Annotated in this window: 18 protein-coding genes; all 18 read right to left on the bottom strand. The window is 45.0% G+C overall.

Features of this window, described 5'->3' with window-relative positions:
• Nucleotides 1-90 precede the first annotated feature (90 nt).
• A complete protein-coding gene (gene flhB, locus Q4519_RS04765) occupies nt 91-1,221 on the bottom strand; it encodes a flagellar biosynthesis protein FlhB (protein ID WP_232800399.1) in 1,131 nt (376 codons plus the stop codon).
• Nucleotides 1,222-1,299: 78 nt separating this feature from the next.
• On the bottom strand, nt 1,300-2,085 hold the full coding sequence (gene fliR, locus Q4519_RS04760) for a flagellar biosynthetic protein FliR (RefSeq protein ID WP_232800398.1): 786 nt from the start codon (nt 2,083-2,085) through the stop codon (nt 1,300-1,302).
• Nucleotides 2,085-2,354, bottom strand: coding sequence for a flagellar biosynthesis protein FliQ (gene fliQ, locus Q4519_RS04755; RefSeq protein WP_232800397.1), 270 nt, complete (start codon nt 2,352-2,354; stop codon nt 2,085-2,087). Before fliQ ends, fliR begins: the two co-directional genes overlap by 1 nt.
• Nucleotides 2,355-2,374: 20 nt before the next feature.
• Nucleotides 2,375-3,121, bottom strand: a complete 747-nt coding sequence (gene fliP, locus Q4519_RS04750) for a flagellar type III secretion system pore protein FliP (RefSeq protein WP_232800396.1) — start codon at nt 3,119-3,121, stop codon at nt 2,375-2,377.
• Nucleotides 3,118-3,498, bottom strand: coding sequence for a flagellar biosynthetic protein FliO (fliO, locus tag Q4519_RS04745; RefSeq protein WP_303510089.1), 381 nt, complete (start codon nt 3,496-3,498; stop codon nt 3,118-3,120). The genes fliP and fliO overlap by 4 nt, the downstream gene beginning before the upstream one ends.
• Nucleotides 3,498-3,884: a flagellar motor switch protein FliN gene (gene fliN, locus Q4519_RS04740; protein WP_232800394.1), complete on the bottom strand. Its 387-nt coding sequence runs from the start codon at nt 3,882-3,884 to the stop codon at nt 3,498-3,500. Before fliN ends, fliO begins: the two co-directional genes overlap by 1 nt.
• A complete protein-coding gene (fliM, locus tag Q4519_RS04735) occupies nt 3,877-4,941 on the bottom strand; it encodes a flagellar motor switch protein FliM (protein WP_232800393.1) in 1,065 nt (354 codons plus the stop codon). Before fliM ends, fliN begins: the two co-directional genes overlap by 8 nt.
• Before the next feature lie 25 nt (nt 4,942-4,966).
• Nucleotides 4,967-5,491, bottom strand: a complete 525-nt coding sequence (gene fliL / locus Q4519_RS04730) for a flagellar basal body-associated protein FliL (protein WP_232800392.1) — start codon at nt 5,489-5,491, stop codon at nt 4,967-4,969.
• 67 nt (nt 5,492-5,558) lie between these two features.
• Nucleotides 5,559-7,640, bottom strand: coding sequence for a flagellar hook-length control protein FliK (locus Q4519_RS04725; RefSeq protein WP_303510081.1), 2,082 nt, complete (start codon nt 7,638-7,640; stop codon nt 5,559-5,561).
• A gap of 96 nt (nt 7,641-7,736) precedes the next feature.
• Nucleotides 7,737-8,183, bottom strand: a complete 447-nt coding sequence (fliJ, locus tag Q4519_RS04720; RefSeq protein ID WP_232800390.1) for a flagellar export protein FliJ — start codon at nt 8,181-8,183, stop codon at nt 7,737-7,739.
• 58 nt (nt 8,184-8,241) lie between these two features.
• Complete coding sequence (gene fliI / locus Q4519_RS04715; RefSeq protein ID WP_232800389.1) at nt 8,242-9,585, bottom strand: flagellar protein export ATPase FliI; 1,344 nt, start codon at nt 9,583-9,585, stop codon at nt 8,242-8,244.
• Nucleotides 9,569-10,546 carry a flagellar assembly protein FliH gene (gene fliH / locus Q4519_RS04710; protein WP_303510077.1) on the bottom strand — a complete coding sequence of 326 codons (978 nt, stop codon included), beginning with the start codon at nt 10,544-10,546 and terminating at the stop codon, nt 9,569-9,571. The genes fliI and fliH overlap by 17 nt, the downstream gene beginning before the upstream one ends.
• Nucleotides 10,546-11,580, bottom strand: coding sequence for a flagellar motor switch protein FliG (gene fliG / locus Q4519_RS04705; RefSeq protein WP_232800387.1), 1,035 nt, complete (start codon nt 11,578-11,580; stop codon nt 10,546-10,548). The genes fliH and fliG overlap by 1 nt, the downstream gene beginning before the upstream one ends.
• Nucleotides 11,573-13,288, bottom strand: coding sequence for a flagellar basal-body MS-ring/collar protein FliF (gene fliF, locus Q4519_RS04700; protein ID WP_303510074.1), 1,716 nt, complete (start codon nt 13,286-13,288; stop codon nt 11,573-11,575). Before fliF ends, fliG begins: the two co-directional genes overlap by 8 nt.
• A gap of 110 nt (nt 13,289-13,398) precedes the next feature.
• Nucleotides 13,399-13,722 (bottom strand): flagellar hook-basal body complex protein FliE, encoded by a 324-nt coding sequence (fliE, locus tag Q4519_RS04695; protein WP_233053070.1) that lies wholly within the window; start codon nt 13,720-13,722, stop codon nt 13,399-13,401.
• A 143-nt stretch (nt 13,723-13,865) separates the two neighbouring features.
• Nucleotides 13,866-15,251: a sigma-54 dependent transcriptional regulator gene (locus tag Q4519_RS04690; protein WP_303510071.1), complete on the bottom strand. Its 1,386-nt coding sequence runs from the start codon at nt 15,249-15,251 to the stop codon at nt 13,866-13,868.
• A gap of 4 nt (nt 15,252-15,255) precedes the next feature.
• Nucleotides 15,256-16,278, bottom strand: coding sequence for a PAS domain-containing sensor histidine kinase (locus Q4519_RS04685; RefSeq protein WP_303510267.1), 1,023 nt, complete (start codon nt 16,276-16,278; stop codon nt 15,256-15,258).
• A 162-nt stretch (nt 16,279-16,440) separates the two neighbouring features.
• Nucleotides 16,441-17,922: a sigma-54 dependent transcriptional regulator gene (locus Q4519_RS04680; RefSeq protein WP_233053072.1), complete on the bottom strand. Its 1,482-nt coding sequence runs from the start codon at nt 17,920-17,922 to the stop codon at nt 16,441-16,443.
• Nucleotides 17,923-18,201 lie beyond the last annotated feature (279 nt).

The following is an 18,201-nucleotide window of genomic DNA, read 5'->3' as shown; positions in this document are numbered from 1 at the left end:
TTAACACTATGCAATAAATACGCCTAATGCAATAAGCTGAGGCAGAAGTTAGGCAATTTAAAGCATAAAAGTTCGCTTTAGTTCAAATTTCTAGTATTTAAACCCTTGTGGCATATCAAACTCTTTGGGTAAAGGTGTTGGCCTCTTACCGCGTCCTTTGCGAAACTGTTCAAGTTGAAAGATATAAGCAAGGATTTGCGCCACTGCAACAAACAGTTCATGGGGAATTTCGCGATCAAGCTCGGTAGTATGATAAATAGCCCGGCATAGTTGTGGTGAGCTCATTACTGGCACTTCATACTCTCGCGCAATTTCTCGAATTTTAAGGGCAATTTGATCCACCCCTTTCGCGACGACCATGGGGGCTCCCCCTTTACTTGGGTCGTATTTTATGGCCACAGAGTAATGAGTCGGGTTTGTTACAATAACATCTGCATCAGGTACTTCTCCCATCATGCGTCGCTGCGCCGCTTCCATTTGTAAGCGCCGAATTCGCCCTTTTACTTCCGGCTTACCATCTTGGTCTTTATGCTCATCTTTCACTTCCTGCTTGGTCATTTTTAATTGCTCTTTTTGATGCCAAATTTGATAAGGCACATCCACCACAACAATCACCAATAAACTCATACATAAAATAAGAAACATCCAAAGCAGCATGTCCAATGCCGCTTCTGCGCTGGAAGGAAATGGAGTTGAACTGAGCACCAATATATCAGCAAAACTAAAATGCAATATCCCCCATACACCACATCCAATAACGGCGACTTTCAAGATTGACTTTAACAGCTCCACTACTCCTTGAGTCCCAAACATACGTTTGAAGCCAGCCAGAGGGCTCATCTTGCTAAATTTGGGCATCATGGCTTCGGTACTAAAGTTCATGCCTCCCAATGCGATAGTACCTACCACGGCCGCTATAAACAAAGCAATCAGTATGGCTAGGGTTGGTAACACCATTTCAGCAATCCCTGTCGCAAATACCACCATCATTTGCGAAGGGTCAAACACCGCTTCTCGCTCAAAAGTAAATGCGTCCGTCATCATGATGACAAAAGCATGGCCAAGGCTGTCGCCAAGCATAATCAAAATAAAAGAAGCCATAATAAGAATAGCTGCCGTCCCCAAGTCCTTAGAGCGAGTAACTTGACCTTTATTTCGCGCATCACTGAGTTTTTTCCCCGTGGGGTCTTCGGTTTTTTCTTGGCCGTCAGCTTCTGCCATATTAAGGCTCCGTCATTGAATTAAGGTCTGTCAACGCCATTTAGTTATTTACCATAACTCAGGCAATCATTATCAATGTTAGGGTCGGCAAGCACCATTTAACAACTCACACATTAAGCTCGCACCACGTAGCCATTGGGCATCGAAATGCTCGACAACATTACCTATCGTCAGCCAGAGAATGAACAAACCAAATAACATACTAATAGAAAAACCAAGGGAGAAAATATTTAGCTGCGGCGCTGCTCGGGTCATAATACCAAATGAGAAGTTCACCAACAGCATCGCAACAATAGATGACATTGACATGGCGAGCGCCGCCGTAAACATCACGCCTAACCAGCCGGCTAATTTTTGATATTGTAAAGCTGATAAGCCTTCCATCGAGATAGGCAAAGTTGTGAAACTTTCCACTATCATGTAAATCATGACTAAATGGCCATCTACGGCAAAAAAAAGCAACGTAACTAGCATTAAATAAAACTGACCAACAACCGGAGAAGTCTGGCCATTAAGCGGATCCGCCATAGAGGCAAAGCCTAAGCTAGTTTGCATCGCAATAACTTGTCCCGCAATGACGAAAGTTTGCATCACAAATACCGATACCGTCCCCACCGCCGCGCCAATTAATATTTGCTGCAATACAATTAATACACTTTCTCCGGAAAACAAGGGGATCGGTGGCGGATCAGGTAACACAGGAACAACCATCAAAGTAATAGCTAATGAGAGCAATAAACGGATACGTTTGGGAGTCGTTTTGGCGCCAATCCCCGTCATCACCATCAATAAAGCAGCAATGCGACACAAGGCCCAAAGGTAGCTCGACAACCAAGTGATGACAATATCAGCAGGATAACTCATTAACCGACAACACTTGGGATTTGTTCAATCATGGAATAAAAGAATTCCATTAGCATTCTAAAGCCCCAGTGAGCGCCAAACATTAACGCTAAGATAGTGATAATCAAACGCGGTAAAAAACTCAGTGTTTGTTCATTTATTGACGTGGCAGCTTGGAAGATTGATACAATTAACCCAATGATCAAACTAGGAATAATACACGCACAAACTAAGATCAGCACTAACCATAAAGCGTGTTTAAAAATATCAACAAAGACTTCCGGTGACATAAACGCTCCTTATGATTTGGCTACAAACCAAAACTGCTGGCTAAGCTACCTATGATCAAGTTCCAACCGTCCACTAACACAAATAGCATTAATTTGAATGGCAATGACACAATCATTGGCGATAACATCATCATACCCATGGCCATCAGGATACTTGCTACCACCAGATCGATTATCAAAAAAGGAATAAACACCATAAAGCCAATTTGAAAGGCAGTTTTGAGCTCACTAGTAACAAAGGCTGGGATCAATACATGGATAGGGACTTCTTGTGGCGTTGCCACTTCAATATCAGCCATTTCAACAAACGTTTGAAGATCGGTCACCCTAGTTTGCGCCAGCATAAACTCTTTTAATGGCCCTTGACCTTGCTCGATAGCTTGAGCAAAAGGGATATCTTCCGCTAAGTAAGGCTGGATAGCCTGCTTATTGATGCGCTCAAACACTGGCGCCATGATAAAAAAAGTCATAAATAAGGTTATACCGATAATGACTTGATTCGATGGTGTCTGCTGTAAACCCAAGGCTTGGCGCAAAATACTCATGACTATCACAATGCGGGTGAATGACGTCATCATTATCACCATGGCTGGCAAAAAACTCATTGCCGTCATCAGCGCGAGCACTTGCAATGTCAGGCTATACTCTTGCGCACCATCGGGTCCGGTGGTCACAGTCAAGGCGGGTAATGCGCCTGTTTGTGCAGCGGCGGTACCGCTGATTAACAATAAAGCCGCTAGCCATAGCCAGTGATGTATCTTTCTCATTTCTTTTTCATCATTTTAGCGAGTTGCTCCGCAAAATTAACTGATTCAACTGGTTGAGGCTGCCAAGGCTGATCTAATTTATCGATGAGGTTAATTTGTTGCGCCGTCGCCGCTAACAAATATTGCTGCTCGCCAAGCTGCACCACCAGTAGCTTCTCTCTTCGCCCTAACGGAGTTGAGGCAATCACTTTAATCCCTTGCTGGCCAAAGTGACGGCCTAACTTACTTTGGTTAAATAGCCAAGCTAACGCAAGAATGAGCAAAATAACGAAAATTAAAGCCGATAATACCGCCATCACATCGACACTAGGCGGCTCAGGTGCCGCCCAACTCGGTAAGGAAACAAACAAACTAGATACCAACAGCAGTAATTTCATTATTTTAGTTTCTTGATCCGCTCAGTTTGGCTAATGACATCGGTTAAACGAATGCCAAACTTATCGTTTACCACGACCACTTCACCGTGCGCTATCAAAGTACCATTAACTAATACATCCAGTGGCTCACCCGCGACCCGATCTAACTCAACCACTGAGCCTTGATTTAATTGAAGCAGGTTACGAATACTGATTTGACTGCGCCCAACTTCCATCGAAATTGTAACGGGAATATCCATAATGGCATCCAGTCGGCGTTTTTCTTCTGCCGAAATTGAAGGGCCATCATCAGTATCAAATTGCTCAAGCTCTGCGGGCTGAGCGCCCCCTTCAGCCTCTTCTAATGCCGCCGCCCACTCATCGGCCATTTGCTGGTCATCACTCATCTATCTCATCCTCTAAAACTTCTAATTGGCTAACATCATTATTAATGCGTTTGCCTTGTCTGGTCACTAGCTCAAGCTCTGTTTTCACCGAATCAGGACGTTTAAGTTTTTCGGTGATCCGCACTGCATAATTGTCTTTGGTTCTTCCCATCTTACCGCGATAAGTGGGCAAATCTTCAATGAAAACCGTCATCGTATCCGGCATTTCAATGGGGATAATATCACCTGCTTTTAAATCCATGATGGCGCGCAAACTTAACGTAGTTTCCAATAACTTAGTGCTCAGCTCTACAGGTACGTCCATGATTTCGTCTTTTAGGGCCTTGCTCCACCTAAAGTCGGTATCTTCCTTATCACTTTGCACACCCGCATCAAGCAATTCACGGATAGGCTCTAGCATTGAATAAGGCATTGCGATATGGAAATCCCCGCCGCCACCGTCCAGTTCGATATGGAAGGAGTTCACCACGATCACTTCTGTGGGGCTAACAATATTGGCCATGGCGGGGTTAACTTCAGAGTCGAGATACTCAAATTCAGCATCCATCACCGGTGCCCAAGCATCGTGATAATCTTCAAACACAATTTTTAATAGCATTTGAATTATCCGACGCTCCGTCGGGGTAAATTCTCGCCCTTCAATTTTGGCATGATAACGTCCATCACCACCAAAGAAGTTTTCCACTAAAATAAAGACCAGCCGCGCCTCCATGGTTATCAACGCGGTGCCTTTTAGCGGCCGAAATCGCACCATGTTTAAACTGGTCGGTACAAATAAGGTGTGTACATACTCACCAAATTTAAGCATTTGTACGCCATTAATAGACACTTCAGCAGTACGGCGCATCATATTAAATAGACTGATGCGTAAATGACGGGCAAAACGTTCATTAACCAACTCCAACGTTGGCATTCGACCACGAACAATACGATCTTGCGACGAGAAGTCGAAATTGACCGCATTGGCATTATCAATGGGGGATTCGTCTTCTTCCTCTACATCATCAACACCATGTAAGAGGGCATCAATTTCGTCTTGTGATAAAAGATCGCTCATTATTAATCCATTACACCTTTAAGGATTATTGCAATACAAAACCAGTAAATAACACGGCTTCCACTGTTGGCGCAGAGGCCACTTCATTCATCGCTTTCTGAACTTCTTGCAGGGACTTTTTACGTAATTCACTTTTACCTGACTCACTGCGTAATTCTTCTTCAGTTGCGGCACTAAACACACTTAACAAGGTACCTTCAATTAATGGAATATGCATTTTGGTCAGGTTCTCATTATCAACCCCACGCACCATTAATTGCACCTTGATTTGCACCAAGCGATCTCTGCCATCACCTGCCACGTTAAAAACAAAGGCGCGAGGCATGCCAACATAAATGGCTTTAAGTGTCGAGGCATCCACCTTCGGGGCTGTAGATTTCGAATCATTACCTTCAGTGGCAGCCGCTTCATCTGAACCCGCTAAGAAAAAATAGGCAGCGCCACCACCGCCTGCGAGTAACACCACGACTGCAACAATGATAATAATTAACTTACCTTTGCCACCTTTCTTTTCATTCAGTTCCAGATTTTCATTTGCTTCGTCAGCCATACCATCAGTCCATAAAGAATAAATCAGTTTAATTATTGCATAACAATAGCTTTAGACCATAGCTTGGCTAAGCATAAAAATCGATTGCTGAGTTTGACTGCACATAATTTCGCACAGTTTGGGTCGGTGAATCCTCAACTATGTTTGATTGTTGAGCAGTGCTGGCTTGTCCTGAACCACTTCCTTGAGCGGAATCACCACCTTGTTGTGAGCCACTTTGCTGTTGGCTTACATGACTTTCGCCTAGGTTAATTCCCTGTTGAGTCAGCATTTCACGTAACCGAGGCATATGCTGATCGAGTAGCTCTTTACTCTGTGGTTGCGTCGTTTGAATACTGACTGATAACTGATCATTTTGCATCGAAAGTTTGACATGCATACTGCCTAACTCAGCTGGATCTAAGCGTATTTCTGCCTGCCCTATCCCTTTATTCATCATCATGGTGATCCGCTCACGCATAATAGTGGGCGCCTCACGAGAAGCGAGCTCAAACTTTTGTCCCAATTCAAATTGGCTAGTTGTTTGTGCTTGCTGAGCATTTATATTAGCCGTAGCTTGACTATTCAAACTTTGCGCGGCGGTTAGTTGTTGCTGGTGATGATGTAAACCTTGAAATGTTTGACTTACAGGTGCTGTTGACTGGCCCGCCGGTTGTACAAAATTCATTGGCTGAGGGGCATTATCTCTGTCTGTATTAACTTCTTTAAAATTGCTCTTAAATGATTCTATTGCCTGATTTTCTTTAAGTAAACGCTCCTGCTGAGCAAGTTGACTAACCTGCTCTTTAGCTTGCAGCTTCGCTGTACTTGGCTCAACTTTCTCACCCAAAGAAGCTGGTTTTTCCTGGCTATCGGACATGCTAGCGCCCAGTGTATTAACAAACTCACTTGGCTTAAATTCAGTTCGCTTAGCCATCACATCTGATTCAGTATTGATTACTGGTGCACTTGCAACAATATTCCCTTTCGCATCTGTCGTCACATTGGTGCCTTTTTCCTTCGACGACACTAAGCCTGCATTAACCACTGCAACGGATTTATCCGCTTCTTTTTCAACATCTGTTACGACCGCATCCGTCTCAGCAATGTTAGTCGTCTGTGTATTTAAAGGCTTAAGTTGAGGATTAGCTCCCTGATAACCTTCACTTTCGGCTAATAATGTCGCCTTAGTTTCTGCGCCTTGTACCTGATGGCTATCTGAACGCCTAACAGTATCGTCCGCCTTCGGCTCTTGGTTGTTCAGAGCTGGGCTAACGACTCGAGTATCTTGCTGCTGGTTGGGTTCGCTAGTATCCGCTTTTGGGATGTCTTTTGATACCAAAGCGTCCGCTTCTTTAGCTGCCAGTGTATCAAACTGCTGTAAAGCTTTCGCTTCCTCCGTCTCCGGATTAACCCCTTCTTCAGAAACGAGTGGGCCTGTTTCTTGCGCAGCTTGCTTTGCTATTTTTATTTCTGATTGATTCAGCGCTGAGTGCGGATCTGTCACAACAACGTCATCATCTAGTTTAGAGGTCAATTTATTGAGTAAAGATTCAATGCTGTCAGTACTTTTAATTTTGCCTTGTTCAAACTGAGGTGATGCTTCAGCATTACTAATAGAAGAATCTGCACTCAAATTCGCTAGGCTAGGAGCATCATTCAATGGCTTATAGGTCGACGCTGAGTCTTCTTCTGATTGTTCATTAGACTCCTGTTGCAATGCTTGCTTTAAGGCTTGGCTGATAGAATTAAGTGCGGTCACAGGTTTAACCGCAGAGTCCGTACTATCAGCTCGCAGAGCCTTAGGGGTCTGTTGCTCTGCTTGCTTAATTTGAGCAAGGATATCTTGCCCTATGTCAGAGGCTACAGATTGCTTTTCGCTACCGTCAGTTGTCGCCGTTAGCGACTCATTAGCCTTTTTTTGGCCATCTTCTATTTTCTGTTTATCTGCAAACTCTTTTTCAGCCTGAATATCTTGATCTTGCTTAGCACGTATTGCCTGTTGCTCATTTTCAATATCAGCATGTTGCTCCGCCTTCTTAGCTTTAGCAGCCTCATAGGTTTGCTTAAATTCAATATGTCTGTCAGCTTCTTGATCCATAAACGCCGCAGAGTCATTCGGTTGCGATACAGAGACATTATTTAACTGAGATTGAACTGATTGCATCATACGTTACATCCGTATTATTGAGCGGCAAACACTTGCCGAAAAGCCAACATAGGCGACTGTTAAATTACTGAAGCAAAAATCGATCCAATGATACTACTAACGAGATGAGTGCTTTTGAAAGTACTGAAAGTTTGAAAATTCATCGAGCATTTTTTGCTCTTGCTTATCCGCTTTTCGTTGTGCTACTTGCTTACGTTTAGCCAGTAAAGATTCAACTGCTTTACGCTGACTTTGCACTTGCACCCAGTTGCGTTTTTTTACGTCAACTTGATGCATCACCTGTGGCAAGGCCTGTTGCTGTTGCTGCATCGCGTTTTCTAATTTAACAATAAATTTTTGATAGTAAGTAAAACTATCGGCATACAAGCCCGCTGCACCTTTGTCATGCATTTGTTGAACGTATTGATTGCGGTAATTTTGCAAGTTAGCGAACTGCTGGCGAAACTCAATAAGTTGTTGCTGGGCTTGTACCATTTCTTGCGCGGCTTGTTGTTCGTGCTTTATGTGTTGCTCTAGAACCAAGTGCAATGCTTTATCCGACATATCAATATCACCCTTTACAACTTAATAACCCGTTGCCTGCTAACAATGACGCAAACTCTTAACGCTGTTGACCACTGTTGACAAATTCTTGCGCCAATCCAGCTAACTGACTCAAGCTGTTCTCATAAGTAACAGACTCTTTCATTGGCTGTTGCAAAAAGTGATCCAATCTTGGCTTAATTTTCATCGCTTGATCAATACGCGGGTCACTGCCTCTCGAGTAGGCGCCGATAGTGATTAAATCTTTATTTTCTTGATATAGCGAATAAGCTTGCTTAATGGCTCGCGCCAGCATTTGATGCTCATCACTTGTCACCATTGGCATAACCCGACTAATCGATTTTGCGACATCAATAGCAGGGAAGTGTCCCGCATCGGCTAGCTCACGAGCAAGCACTATGTGGCCATCCAAAATGGCCCGTGCAGCATCGGCAATCGGATCTTGTAAATCATCCCCTTCCGTTAACACGGTGAAAAATGCCGTGATCGAGCCTTGTCCGCCACTGCCGTTACCTGCTCTTTCTACCAAAGCTGGTAACTTAGCAAATACCGAAGGCGGATAACCTTTGGTAGCAGGCGGCTCACCAATAGCTAATGCTATTTCACGTTGCGCTTGCGCAAAACGGGTTAAAGAGTCCATCAGAAGCAAGACACTTAACCCTTGATCGCGAAAATATTCCGCCACGGTCAACGCGGTTTCACAACCTTTTAATCGCATCAACGGTGATGCATCGGCCGGTGCAGCAATAACCACCGCCCGCGCGCGCCCATCTTCACCTAAAATATCATCTATAAATTCTTTTACTTCACGGCCACGTTCACCAATCAAGCCTACCACCACTACATCGGCACTGCTGCCTCGTGTCATCATGCCAAGCAACACACTTTTACCTACACCAGATCCAGCAAAAAGCCCCATACGCTGACCTTTACCCACAGTAATCATAGCGTTAATGGCACGAACACCTACGTCCATAGGATGGCGGATAGGATCTCTGGCAAGGGGATTGATACGCGCAGCACCGTATTTGACTCGTTCGTGGCTCATAATGTCGCCTAGGCCATCTAACGGGTTGCCCACCCCATCAATCACTCGACCCAGTAGCTCCATGCCAACGGGGATCCCCTGCGTCTCGTTCATTGGGATCACGCGCGCGCCAGGCAACACACCGGATAAACGTTCGCTTGGCATTAGGAATAATTTGTCACCCGAGAAGCCAACCACTTCGGCTTCAATTAGCCCTTCCATCGTTTCAACTTGACACAAACTACCTAAAGGAGCGGTACAGCCAATGGCTTCTAACGTTAGCCCAACTACACGCGTCAATTTTCCGGCGGCAACCGGTTTAGGTGATAAATGGGCAGCTTGATAATGGGATAAACGACTAGCCAGCGGGGTCATGAGGAGGCTCGGTTATGGTATTGGGGTCGTCATTATTTTCAACGCTTTCGCGCGCATTAGGAGGTAATTCTGTACTATCTACCGAAGTGACTTCATCTGTATTTTCCTGTTCATGGACCACACTATGAACCGGCTCCGGTAACGGGTCAGGCAGCATCTCCTGTACTTCTTTCTCGGCATCCCCTAAGGCTTGTTGTATATGTGCATTATTTTGCGTTAAAAACTGTTTTAATACTTGGTTTATTCGCATTTCTAACGGGTAATCGACACTGGATAATTCCGTTTTAACCTGGCAATCGCCGCGCTGTAAACTCGGCTCGGCAATTAAGCTCCAGCCACGTTTTTCACACTCTTGCGCACTATATACCGTTTCAATCATGGCAATATCATCAGGGTGGAAGTGCAACTTCGCCGTTTGAGTGGCAAAAGGCAGCACGTCTATGGCTTGCTTCAATGCCCCAAGTATCACTTTTGGATTGGTAGTTACTTCAGTTTTAACAATTTGTTGTGTTAGCTGCAGTACTAAATTCACTAGCTGCTGCTCTACTTCTTGATCTAAATGAGCAACGGGCTGACATAAATCTTGTGTTAGCTTAGCCCAAATAGCGGATTGTTTTGCGATTTCATCCGCGCCCTGTGCTAAACCTTCGGCGATACCTTGCGCTAAGCCTTCAGCGTGCCCTTTCGCTAAGCCTTCGGCTTTTCCTTGCGCTTCACCTTGTTCAAATCCAGCTTCTCGTCCTTGCTCAAACCCTTCTTGGTAAGCGTCTTCACGGATAGCTTCTATTTCTTCGAGGGAGGGAGGCTCAGGGGGAAGTTCTTCAATTTCTTCTTCTACCTCTCGATGAAACCAATCAGGAGGCATATTAAGGGCATTAGTATCGGTGCGCTTAACAGGCTCTTCTACCTCAGGTATTTGCCAAAGTTCTGGCTTACTGTCGTGCTCTGGTGAATGAGGCATTATAAGAATTCATCCCCACCGCCACCACCGAGCATAATTTCACCCGAGTCAGCTAAACGTCTTGCAATAGAAAGAATCTCTTTCTGCGCCGATTCCACTTCACTGACGCGCACCGGCCCCATCGCTTCTAGATCATCAGCCAACATTTCGGCAGCACGTTTGGACATATTGCGCATGATTTTCTCTTTCAGCTGATCATCCGCACCTTTAAGGGCACGCTGCAGAACGTCTTGGGCGACGTCACGTAATAGTGCTTGTATACCGCGATCATCGACATCAATTAAGTTATCAAATACAAACATCAAGTCTTGAATTTGTTGGCTCATTTCTTCGTCTGACTCGCGAATAGAGTCCATTAATGGGCCCTCAATACTGGTATCTAAGTAGTTCATAATATTGGCTGCGGCTTTCAGGCCACCCATTTTCGCCGCTTGTGCACCAGCTTGACCGGCAAACTGTTTTTCCATGATCTCATTGAGCTCTTGCAGTGCCGCGGGCTGAACCTCTTCAAGGTTAGCAATCCGCATCATCAAGTCGAGGCGAACGCGCTCAGGGAACTGACTCATGATCTCGGATGATTGCTCTGGCTCTAAGTAAGATAAAACGATGGTTTGAATTTGCGGGTGCTCGTTTTGAATGATACTGGCCACTTGACGAGCATCCATCCACTTGAGGGAGTCTAAACCGCGCGCACCACTGCCCATAACAATTTGATCAACGAGATTACCCGCTTTATCTTCACCTAAGGCTTGGGTCAAAGCATTACGTACAAAGTCTTCACTGCCAATACCAATGTTGGTGAATTTTTGAATATCTTCGAGAAAACTACGGTGTACGGCGGTGACTTTTTCTTGCGAAAAATCTTGCATTGACGCCATCGCCATACCTAAACGTTGCACTTGTTTGGGCTCTAAATGACGAAAAATTTGCGCGGCGTCTTCTTCGGTTAAACTCAGCATTAAAATGGCTGATTTCTCTACGCCAGCTAAATTCGCAATATCAAATTTTTCGGGTTCTTTTTTTTCATCAGGCATCAGAATTCAACCAATCTTTAATTACTTGAGCTGAAAGATCGGGTTCATTGGCCACCAACGCCCGAACCGCTTTCACTAAATCTTCGTCTTTATGCAAATCAGGTAAATTGAAATGGCCATCTTTGATACCAAAATCCAACTCATCACCCGAGTCTGCAGCGACTAACCGTAGATCATCATCACCTGACAATGACCCTACTGCACCGCCCATTTCAAAATCTTCCTTGTCAATCGACTCAGGGTAAAGCAGTTTCTTAAGCATAGGTCTGATAATGGCAAATACCACTATTAAAATAACCAGCATTGAGCCGCCGAAGCGCAACATTTGATAAAACTGATCAGACTGCCAAAATGGAGGTGGCTCGATATTGTCCAATTCAGGACGATTGAACGGCACGGTCACCACTTCTAAAATGTCACCGCGATTCACATCAAACCCTAAACCACCTTGTAATAGGCGACGAATACTGGCGAGCTGCTCTTGGGTTCTTGGCACGCGAGTGACTGCACCTTCAGCGCCGGCTTCAGTTTGATAATCAACAGCAACCGACACAGTTAGACGACGCACAAAGCCACTTTGTTGACGAGAATGACTAATGGTCGTGTCTAACTCATAGTTTCGGGTGGCTTCTTTATGGCTACTGCCCGGTGCGCCTCCGCCATTCCCCCCTGTCGCGTCTTGAGGAATATTTGCATCCATCGGCGGCTGGTTGGTTAACGCCCCCGGAACATCAGCACCATCACCGCCGACGGTTGAGTTTTCAACGGTCATCTCACTACGCAATGCAGGTATATCGGGGTTATAGCGTTTCTGGGTTTGCTCTACCGCAGTGAAGTCCATAGTCACATCAACTTCTGCGGTATAGTTATCGAAACCGACCACTGGAATTAAAATTGAGTCGATTTTATTTTTGTATTCCTCTTCCCGTTTGCGCTCTAATTCAAATTCTTTACGGCTTTTAGCCGCTAACGGGTCTTGGCTACCTGAATTGAGCAAGCGACCACGTTGGTCGGTAACGGTAACACGAGATGGTTCAAGGTTTTGTACTGCTGACGATACCATGTCGACAATGGAATCCACTTCTTCTTGGGTCAGGCTATCGGCGCGGCTAACCGTCAATACTACCGTTGCACTGGCTTTTTGTTCACGACGCGTAAATACATTTTCTTTTGGAACTGCAAGTAACACTTGCGCTTTTTGCACATTTCTCATGGCTTGAATAGCAAGGGCTAGCTGACGCTCTCGACTTAGTTTCAAGCGTTCACTTTCAAGACGTTGGCTGACGCCAAAGCCCATGTCTTGCATTAAAATCTCATCGCCTTTTTCATCAACCGGGCCGACCCCGTTTCGCGTCAAGCGTAACTTAATTTGTTGATAATCTTCAGCCACCACTAAAATAGTGTTGCCTTCTAGCTGATATGGGATTTTTTCTTGATCTAAAAAATCGAGGGTAGTGATCAGTTGCTCTGTTTGAAAATTACCTAATGGACGGTAGTCAGGTGCTTTACCCCAGAACCATAAAATAACCACAATAGCTAAAACAATAGCCAGACCAATAATAATGGTGACTTGACGCAATACGTCAACATTACCGAGCATCGCCAAAGGAGAGCTTTTTTGCTCGCCTTGCTCGAGTTGATCAGTTTGACTCATGGCTGTGCTACCGCCGCCTACCATTAAGTCTGTATTTTGATTTGCTTCAGCCACTTAAATGATTCCTTACTACACTGGCATACTCATGATTTTTTATAATACGCTTCAACCATCTTGTTACGCACTTGTATTAACTTTACTTCAGTCACTTAAATAATGCTTGGCTACACTGGCATACTCATGATGTCTTTATATGCCTCAACCATCTTATTACGCACTTGTACCGTTGCTTCAAAAGCAACGCTGGATTTACTGGCAGCAATCATAACATCGCCCAAGCTGACATCGCGGTCACCCATCTCAAAGCGGTTTCGTAACTCACCTGTATTCTGCTGTAAGCCATTTACATTGTCGATAGCCTGTTTCAGAAGTTGTGAGAAGTCCCCTTGTGCAGACTGGGTAGCGGGGAGTTGCGATTCTAAACCTTTTGCTTGAACGGATAAGGCTTGCATTTCATTGAAAAGGGATGATGTATCTGAAATATTCATACTGACCTCTGTAATATGCCTGTCAAATTGTTGACTAAAGCCCTGTTCGGCCTGTCGTTATATTAATAAAAGCAATTTTCAGGCCAAAATAAAAAAGACGGCCTCGCCGTCTTTTTTGTTATTTTAAATCAGCTAGTTATTAATTATATAGCCATTCCCATTTCTTTCATTCGAGCCAATTTGTAACGCAGTGTTCGCGGGCTAATCCCGAGCTTTTCAGCTACATCTTTCCGTTTCCCATCACAGGCTTTTAAGGCATCAAGAATAATAAGATGTTCTTGCTGTTTTAGTTCATCGCCCAGTTTTTCCTCGACGATGGCCGTAGAGCCAGTATCACTATTATTTTGTGCGATAAATGCTGTTGAGCTAAATGGACTTTGCTGCTCGCCGGCTTGACCTGCTGCGCTCAATTCGTCTTCTAATATCAAGTGGTCAATATCTATATCGGTACCACCAGATAATATCAAGGCGCGTTGCACCACGTTTTCCAATTCGCGAACATTACCCGGCCAAGGATAATGGGTAAGACGGTGCGCCGCTGCGTCTAAAATTTTCGGTGTTCGCTCTGAGTTGGCATGGCGCTGTAACAAATGCTCCGTCAAAGGAATAATATCACCTGGACGTTGACATAGAGGTAACCATTGCAATGGGAACACGTTCAATCGATAGTAAAGATCTTCACGGAATAACCCATCTTTAACCGCTTGTTTTAAATCTCGGTTACTGGTGGCTAAAACCCGAACGTCTAGTTTCACTGTTTTACGACCACCTAAACGCTCGACCTCTTTTTCTTGCAGCACGCGCAGCAACTTAGATTGTAGACTTTGCGCCATCTCGGTGATTTCATCGAGTAAGATAGTGCCACCTTGCGCTTGTTCAAACTTACCCGGGCACGCTTGCACTGCGCCAGTAAATGCCCCTTTTTCGTAACCAAACAGGGTCGCTTCCAGCATATTTTCTGGGATTGCTGCGCAGTTTATCGCCACAAAAGGCTGATCAGCGCGTGGTGACATATCATGAATATAGCGAGCCATGATTTCCTTACCCGCGCCGCTTGGGCCAGTCACCATTACCGATGCATCGCTTTTGGCAACCTTAGCGGCAAGGTTTAATAGCGCTTCGGTACTCGGATCGCCATACACGGGCGTGCATTTTTCACATTTTTGCGCTGGCGCATAACGGCTAACTTGATTTAGTAGTACTTCAGGAGCAAAAGGCTTAGCCAAATAATCAATCGCGCCTTCGCGCATGGCTTTAACGGCATCATCAATGGTGGCATAGGCCGTCATCAGCAACACCGGAACTTCTGCATACTTGGCTTTAATATTTTGTAACAAGGTTAAACCCGACATGCCGCCCATTTGTATATCACTAATGACCAAGTCAAATTTACGACGGCTTAGCTGCACTAATGCCGCCTCTCCACTATCGGCTTCGGTACATTCGTAACTGGCTAACAATAAGGTATCGACTAACGCTTCACGTAAGCCTGCATCATCTTCAACCACTAAAATTTGTGCTGTAGACATAAGGTTATCCTCCTACTACTTGCGCTGGCACACTGGCGATTGCATGTAAGGGTAAACATAAAGTAAAGCAACTGCCCTGCCCCACCACTGACGTCACTTTCATTTCACCTTCATGGGCTTTTGCTACCGATTGCACCACGGCTAGCCCTAACCCCGTGCCCTGCGGTTTAGTGGTATAGAAGGGCTGAACAATTTCGGGGAGTTGCTCTGGCGCGATACCTGGACCATTATCTAACACGCTGATTTCCACTTGTGAGTCAGCATTACAACTGGCACGCAAATGAATTTTTGCGCCGCTGCCACAGGCTTGCAACGCATTATGGATCAAGTTTCCGATAGCGCTAGCCAAGGCATTTTTATTGGCGAGTAGATAAAGATCTGGGTCAGGTAACGCAATGCTTAAGCTAGCATTGGCTCGCTCCATCATCGCATCACAGCCTTGCTTCACTTCTTGTAATAAACTTTGAATTGAAATGTCTGCGACAACTTGCTTTTCACCGCTGCGGGCAAATAACAACATATCAGTCACTTGGGTTTCTAAGTCTTGCAGGCGGCTCATTAGCTTTTTCTGAAAATTGACACGAGACGTTTCAGGCAAGCTGGTACTGCCTAAGTTAGCGGCATACAACATGGCCGCTGATAACGGGGTGCGGATTTGGTGCGCTAACGAGGCCACCATATTACCAAGGGCTGATAAGCGCTTCATCTGCGCCATTTTATCTTGCAGTTCACGGGTTTGAGTAAGGTCGGTTAAGGAAATCAACTGCCCAGAAAAACCTTCGAGAGGAGAAATAGACAGTTGAATTTTACGTCCATTGACCAAAGATACTTCATGGCCATCATCAGCTTGAGGCGCAAAAGCACGGCGAATGATATTAAACCAAAACTCACCAACCAGAGGGTCACCTAACAAGTCAATGGCAACTGGATTAGCTTGAGTCACCAGACCATTATTGTCGAGCAAGATCACGCCAGAGGGCAGTAAATCGAATACGTTAGCCAAGGAGCAATGTTGTGCCCTTAACATGGCAAGCTCACCGGCAAATTCTTCTTTCGCTAATGTCGTTTCTATCACAGTCAAAACCCTGGCGCTTATAAACTTATAGCTTGATAATGCTAGTTTCGTGCCAGAATTTTAAACTGTTATATTTTAGTCAGATAGACAATAAATGAAGCCGTAAAACAACTGTTACTCTTTTGAAGAAAGGCTGTATTTCTTCATTTTTTCAACTAAGGTGGTACGTCGCATACCTAATTGCTCAGCGGCGCGAGCAACCACGCCTCCTTGCTGGTCAAGCGCTTGGCGGATCATATCCACTTCAAACTCTGCCAACATATCTTTCAAATTGACACCTTCTTCAGGCAACGCCGAGGCAGCACTACTTTGAAACCCTTCGCTCAGCAAATCAAACTCATCTTCGGTTGGCTCTTGTGCTGTTTTCGTGTTCGCCTGCTTTTCGTTACCGTAGTCATCGTTAAAAATACTTAGCAAAGCTTCACGCTCAGCGAATGCACTGGGCAACTCCATGGTTGCATCTTCGGTTTCCAGGTGGCGATATTTAGCGGGCAGCTCTGCCACATCCACAATCTTGTTCGGGTGCAGTATCAACAAGCGCTCAACCAAATTTGATAACTCACGTACATTACCCGGCCAAGAATGTAGCATTAAAGATTCAATGGCGCGTTGCGTAAAACGCAGTGTGGCGTTGTGCATGGTTTCATGGCGGGCCAATAACTCTTGTAGCAATAAAGGCACATCATCTTCACGCTCACGTAAAGCAGGTGTTTCAATCGGGAACACATTAAGGCGATAGAATAAATCTTCACGGAATCGCCCTTGTGCAATCATGTCTTCAAGGCCTTGATGCGTCGCCGCGATGACTCGCACATTAGCATGTAACGATTTAGCGCCGCCAACACGTTCAAAGGTACGCTCTTGTAATACTCGCAGCAGCTTCACTTGCATCGGCATTGGCATGTCACCAATTTCATCCAGAAATAAGGTGCCGCCTTCAGCTAATTCAAAGCGCCCCTTGCGCGCCGCAAAAGCGCCAGTAAATGCGCCTTTTTCATGGCCAAACAACTCACTTTCCAGCAGGTCTGGTGGGATAGCGCCACAGTTAACCGGTACAAAAGGGCCATTTTTACGATCTGACATTTCATGGACCGCGCGAGCAACCACCTCTTTACCGGTACCTGACTCACCTAAAATCAACACACTGGCCGCAGTGCCCGCTACCTGCTCAATTAAATGGCGCACCTCTTGAATGGCATCGCCCTTGCCCACCAGCATTTTTAATAAATACGAGTTTTGGCTTTGATCTTTAAGCTCACCGATTTGACTCAAATAAGACTGGCACTGATGCAGCAAGCGCGTCAGTTGATCGTAACTAAATGGCTGACTTAACCGACCTAAATAATTTGCTGCATCTAAATCAAGGCTTTCGCACACCCCAACAAAGGGTAACTGTGGATGCTGCTGGACAATTTCAAGAGCTTTTGACGGCGGTATCTCACCCAAAAGGACGCCTTTATATCGAGTAATGATTTCAACTTGATCCAAATCGGCTAAATGCTCAGACTCCTCCCCAATAAAGGATAAAATCGTTTGCAGTAACCGTTGGTTCTCTTCGTTACTGTCGATAATCAACACAGATAAAGGTGCGGCCATTGGATATCCTCATAAACTCAAACCGCTGGAAAATTGACTAAAGGCGGTTTATTGACGCACCCATTCTAGAGGATCTGAATCAGACTACAAGTTCAGAACCGAACATTAGTCACAAATTTGACGTTGATTAGATAATTGACGCTTAATTGGTCGAACGAACCCTTTATCATCAATAAACTGAGTACCTATACTGACACTGTTGGTATAAATAATGCAAAATAAGACAAATTGAGTTGTTCTACTGGTGTGTATAGGCACCCTCTAAAATAAGCGATGCAA

The sequence above is a fragment of the Motilimonas sp. 1_MG-2023 genome (genome assembly GCF_030547455.1).
GTDB lineage: Bacteria > Pseudomonadota > Gammaproteobacteria > Enterobacterales > CBDFNC01 > Motilimonas.
Note: the sequence above shows the minus strand (reverse complement) of the source record. Positions and strands in the feature narration are given on the sequence as shown.

Bases quoted from the DNA above. Each gene is read 5' to 3' on its own strand.
- flhB (WP_232800399.1), bottom strand. From the start codon at position 1,221: ATGGCAGAAGCTGACGGCCAAGAAAAAACCGAAGACCCCACGGGGAAA.
- fliR (WP_232800398.1), bottom strand. From the start codon at position 2,085: ATGAGTTATCCTGCTGATATTGTCATCACTTGGTTGTCGAGCTACCTT.
- fliQ (WP_232800397.1), bottom strand. From the start codon at position 2,354: ATGTCACCGGAAGTCTTTGTTGATATTTTTAAACACGCTTTATGGTTA.
- fliP (WP_232800396.1), bottom strand. From the start codon at position 3,121: ATGAGAAAGATACATCACTGGCTATGGCTAGCGGCTTTATTGTTAATC.
- fliO (WP_303510089.1), bottom strand. From the start codon at position 3,498: ATGAAATTACTGCTGTTGGTATCTAGTTTGTTTGTTTCCTTACCGAGT.
- fliN (WP_232800394.1), bottom strand. From the start codon at position 3,884: ATGAGTGATGACCAGCAAATGGCCGATGAGTGGGCGGCGGCATTAGAA.
- fliM (WP_232800393.1), bottom strand. From the start codon at position 4,941: ATGAGCGATCTTTTATCACAAGACGAAATTGATGCCCTCTTACATGGT.
- fliL (WP_232800392.1), bottom strand. From the start codon at position 5,491: ATGGCTGACGAAGCAAATGAAAATCTGGAACTGAATGAAAAGAAAGGT.
- Q4519_RS04725 (WP_303510081.1), bottom strand. From the start codon at position 7,640: ATGATGCAATCAGTTCAATCTCAGTTAAATAATGTCTCTGTATCGCAA.
- fliJ (WP_232800390.1), bottom strand. From the start codon at position 8,183: ATGTCGGATAAAGCATTGCACTTGGTTCTAGAGCAACACATAAAGCAC.
- fliI (WP_232800389.1), bottom strand. From the start codon at position 9,585: ATGACCCCGCTGGCTAGTCGTTTATCCCATTATCAAGCTGCCCATTTA.
- fliH (WP_303510077.1), bottom strand. From the start codon at position 10,546: ATGCCTCATTCACCAGAGCACGACAGTAAGCCAGAACTTTGGCAAATA.
- fliG (WP_232800387.1), bottom strand. From the start codon at position 11,580: ATGCCTGATGAAAAAAAAGAACCCGAAAAATTTGATATTGCGAATTTA.
- fliE (WP_233053070.1), bottom strand. From the start codon at position 13,722: ATGAATATTTCAGATACATCATCCCTTTTCAATGAAATGCAAGCCTTA.
- Q4519_RS04690 (WP_303510071.1), bottom strand. From the start codon at position 15,251: ATGTCTACAGCACAAATTTTAGTGGTTGAAGATGATGCAGGCTTACGT.
- Q4519_RS04685 (WP_303510267.1), bottom strand. From the start codon at position 16,278: ATGTTAAGGGCACAACATTGCTCCTTGGCTAACGTATTCGATTTACTG.
- Q4519_RS04680 (WP_233053072.1), bottom strand. From the start codon at position 17,922: ATGGCCGCACCTTTATCTGTGTTGATTATCGACAGTAACGAAGAGAAC.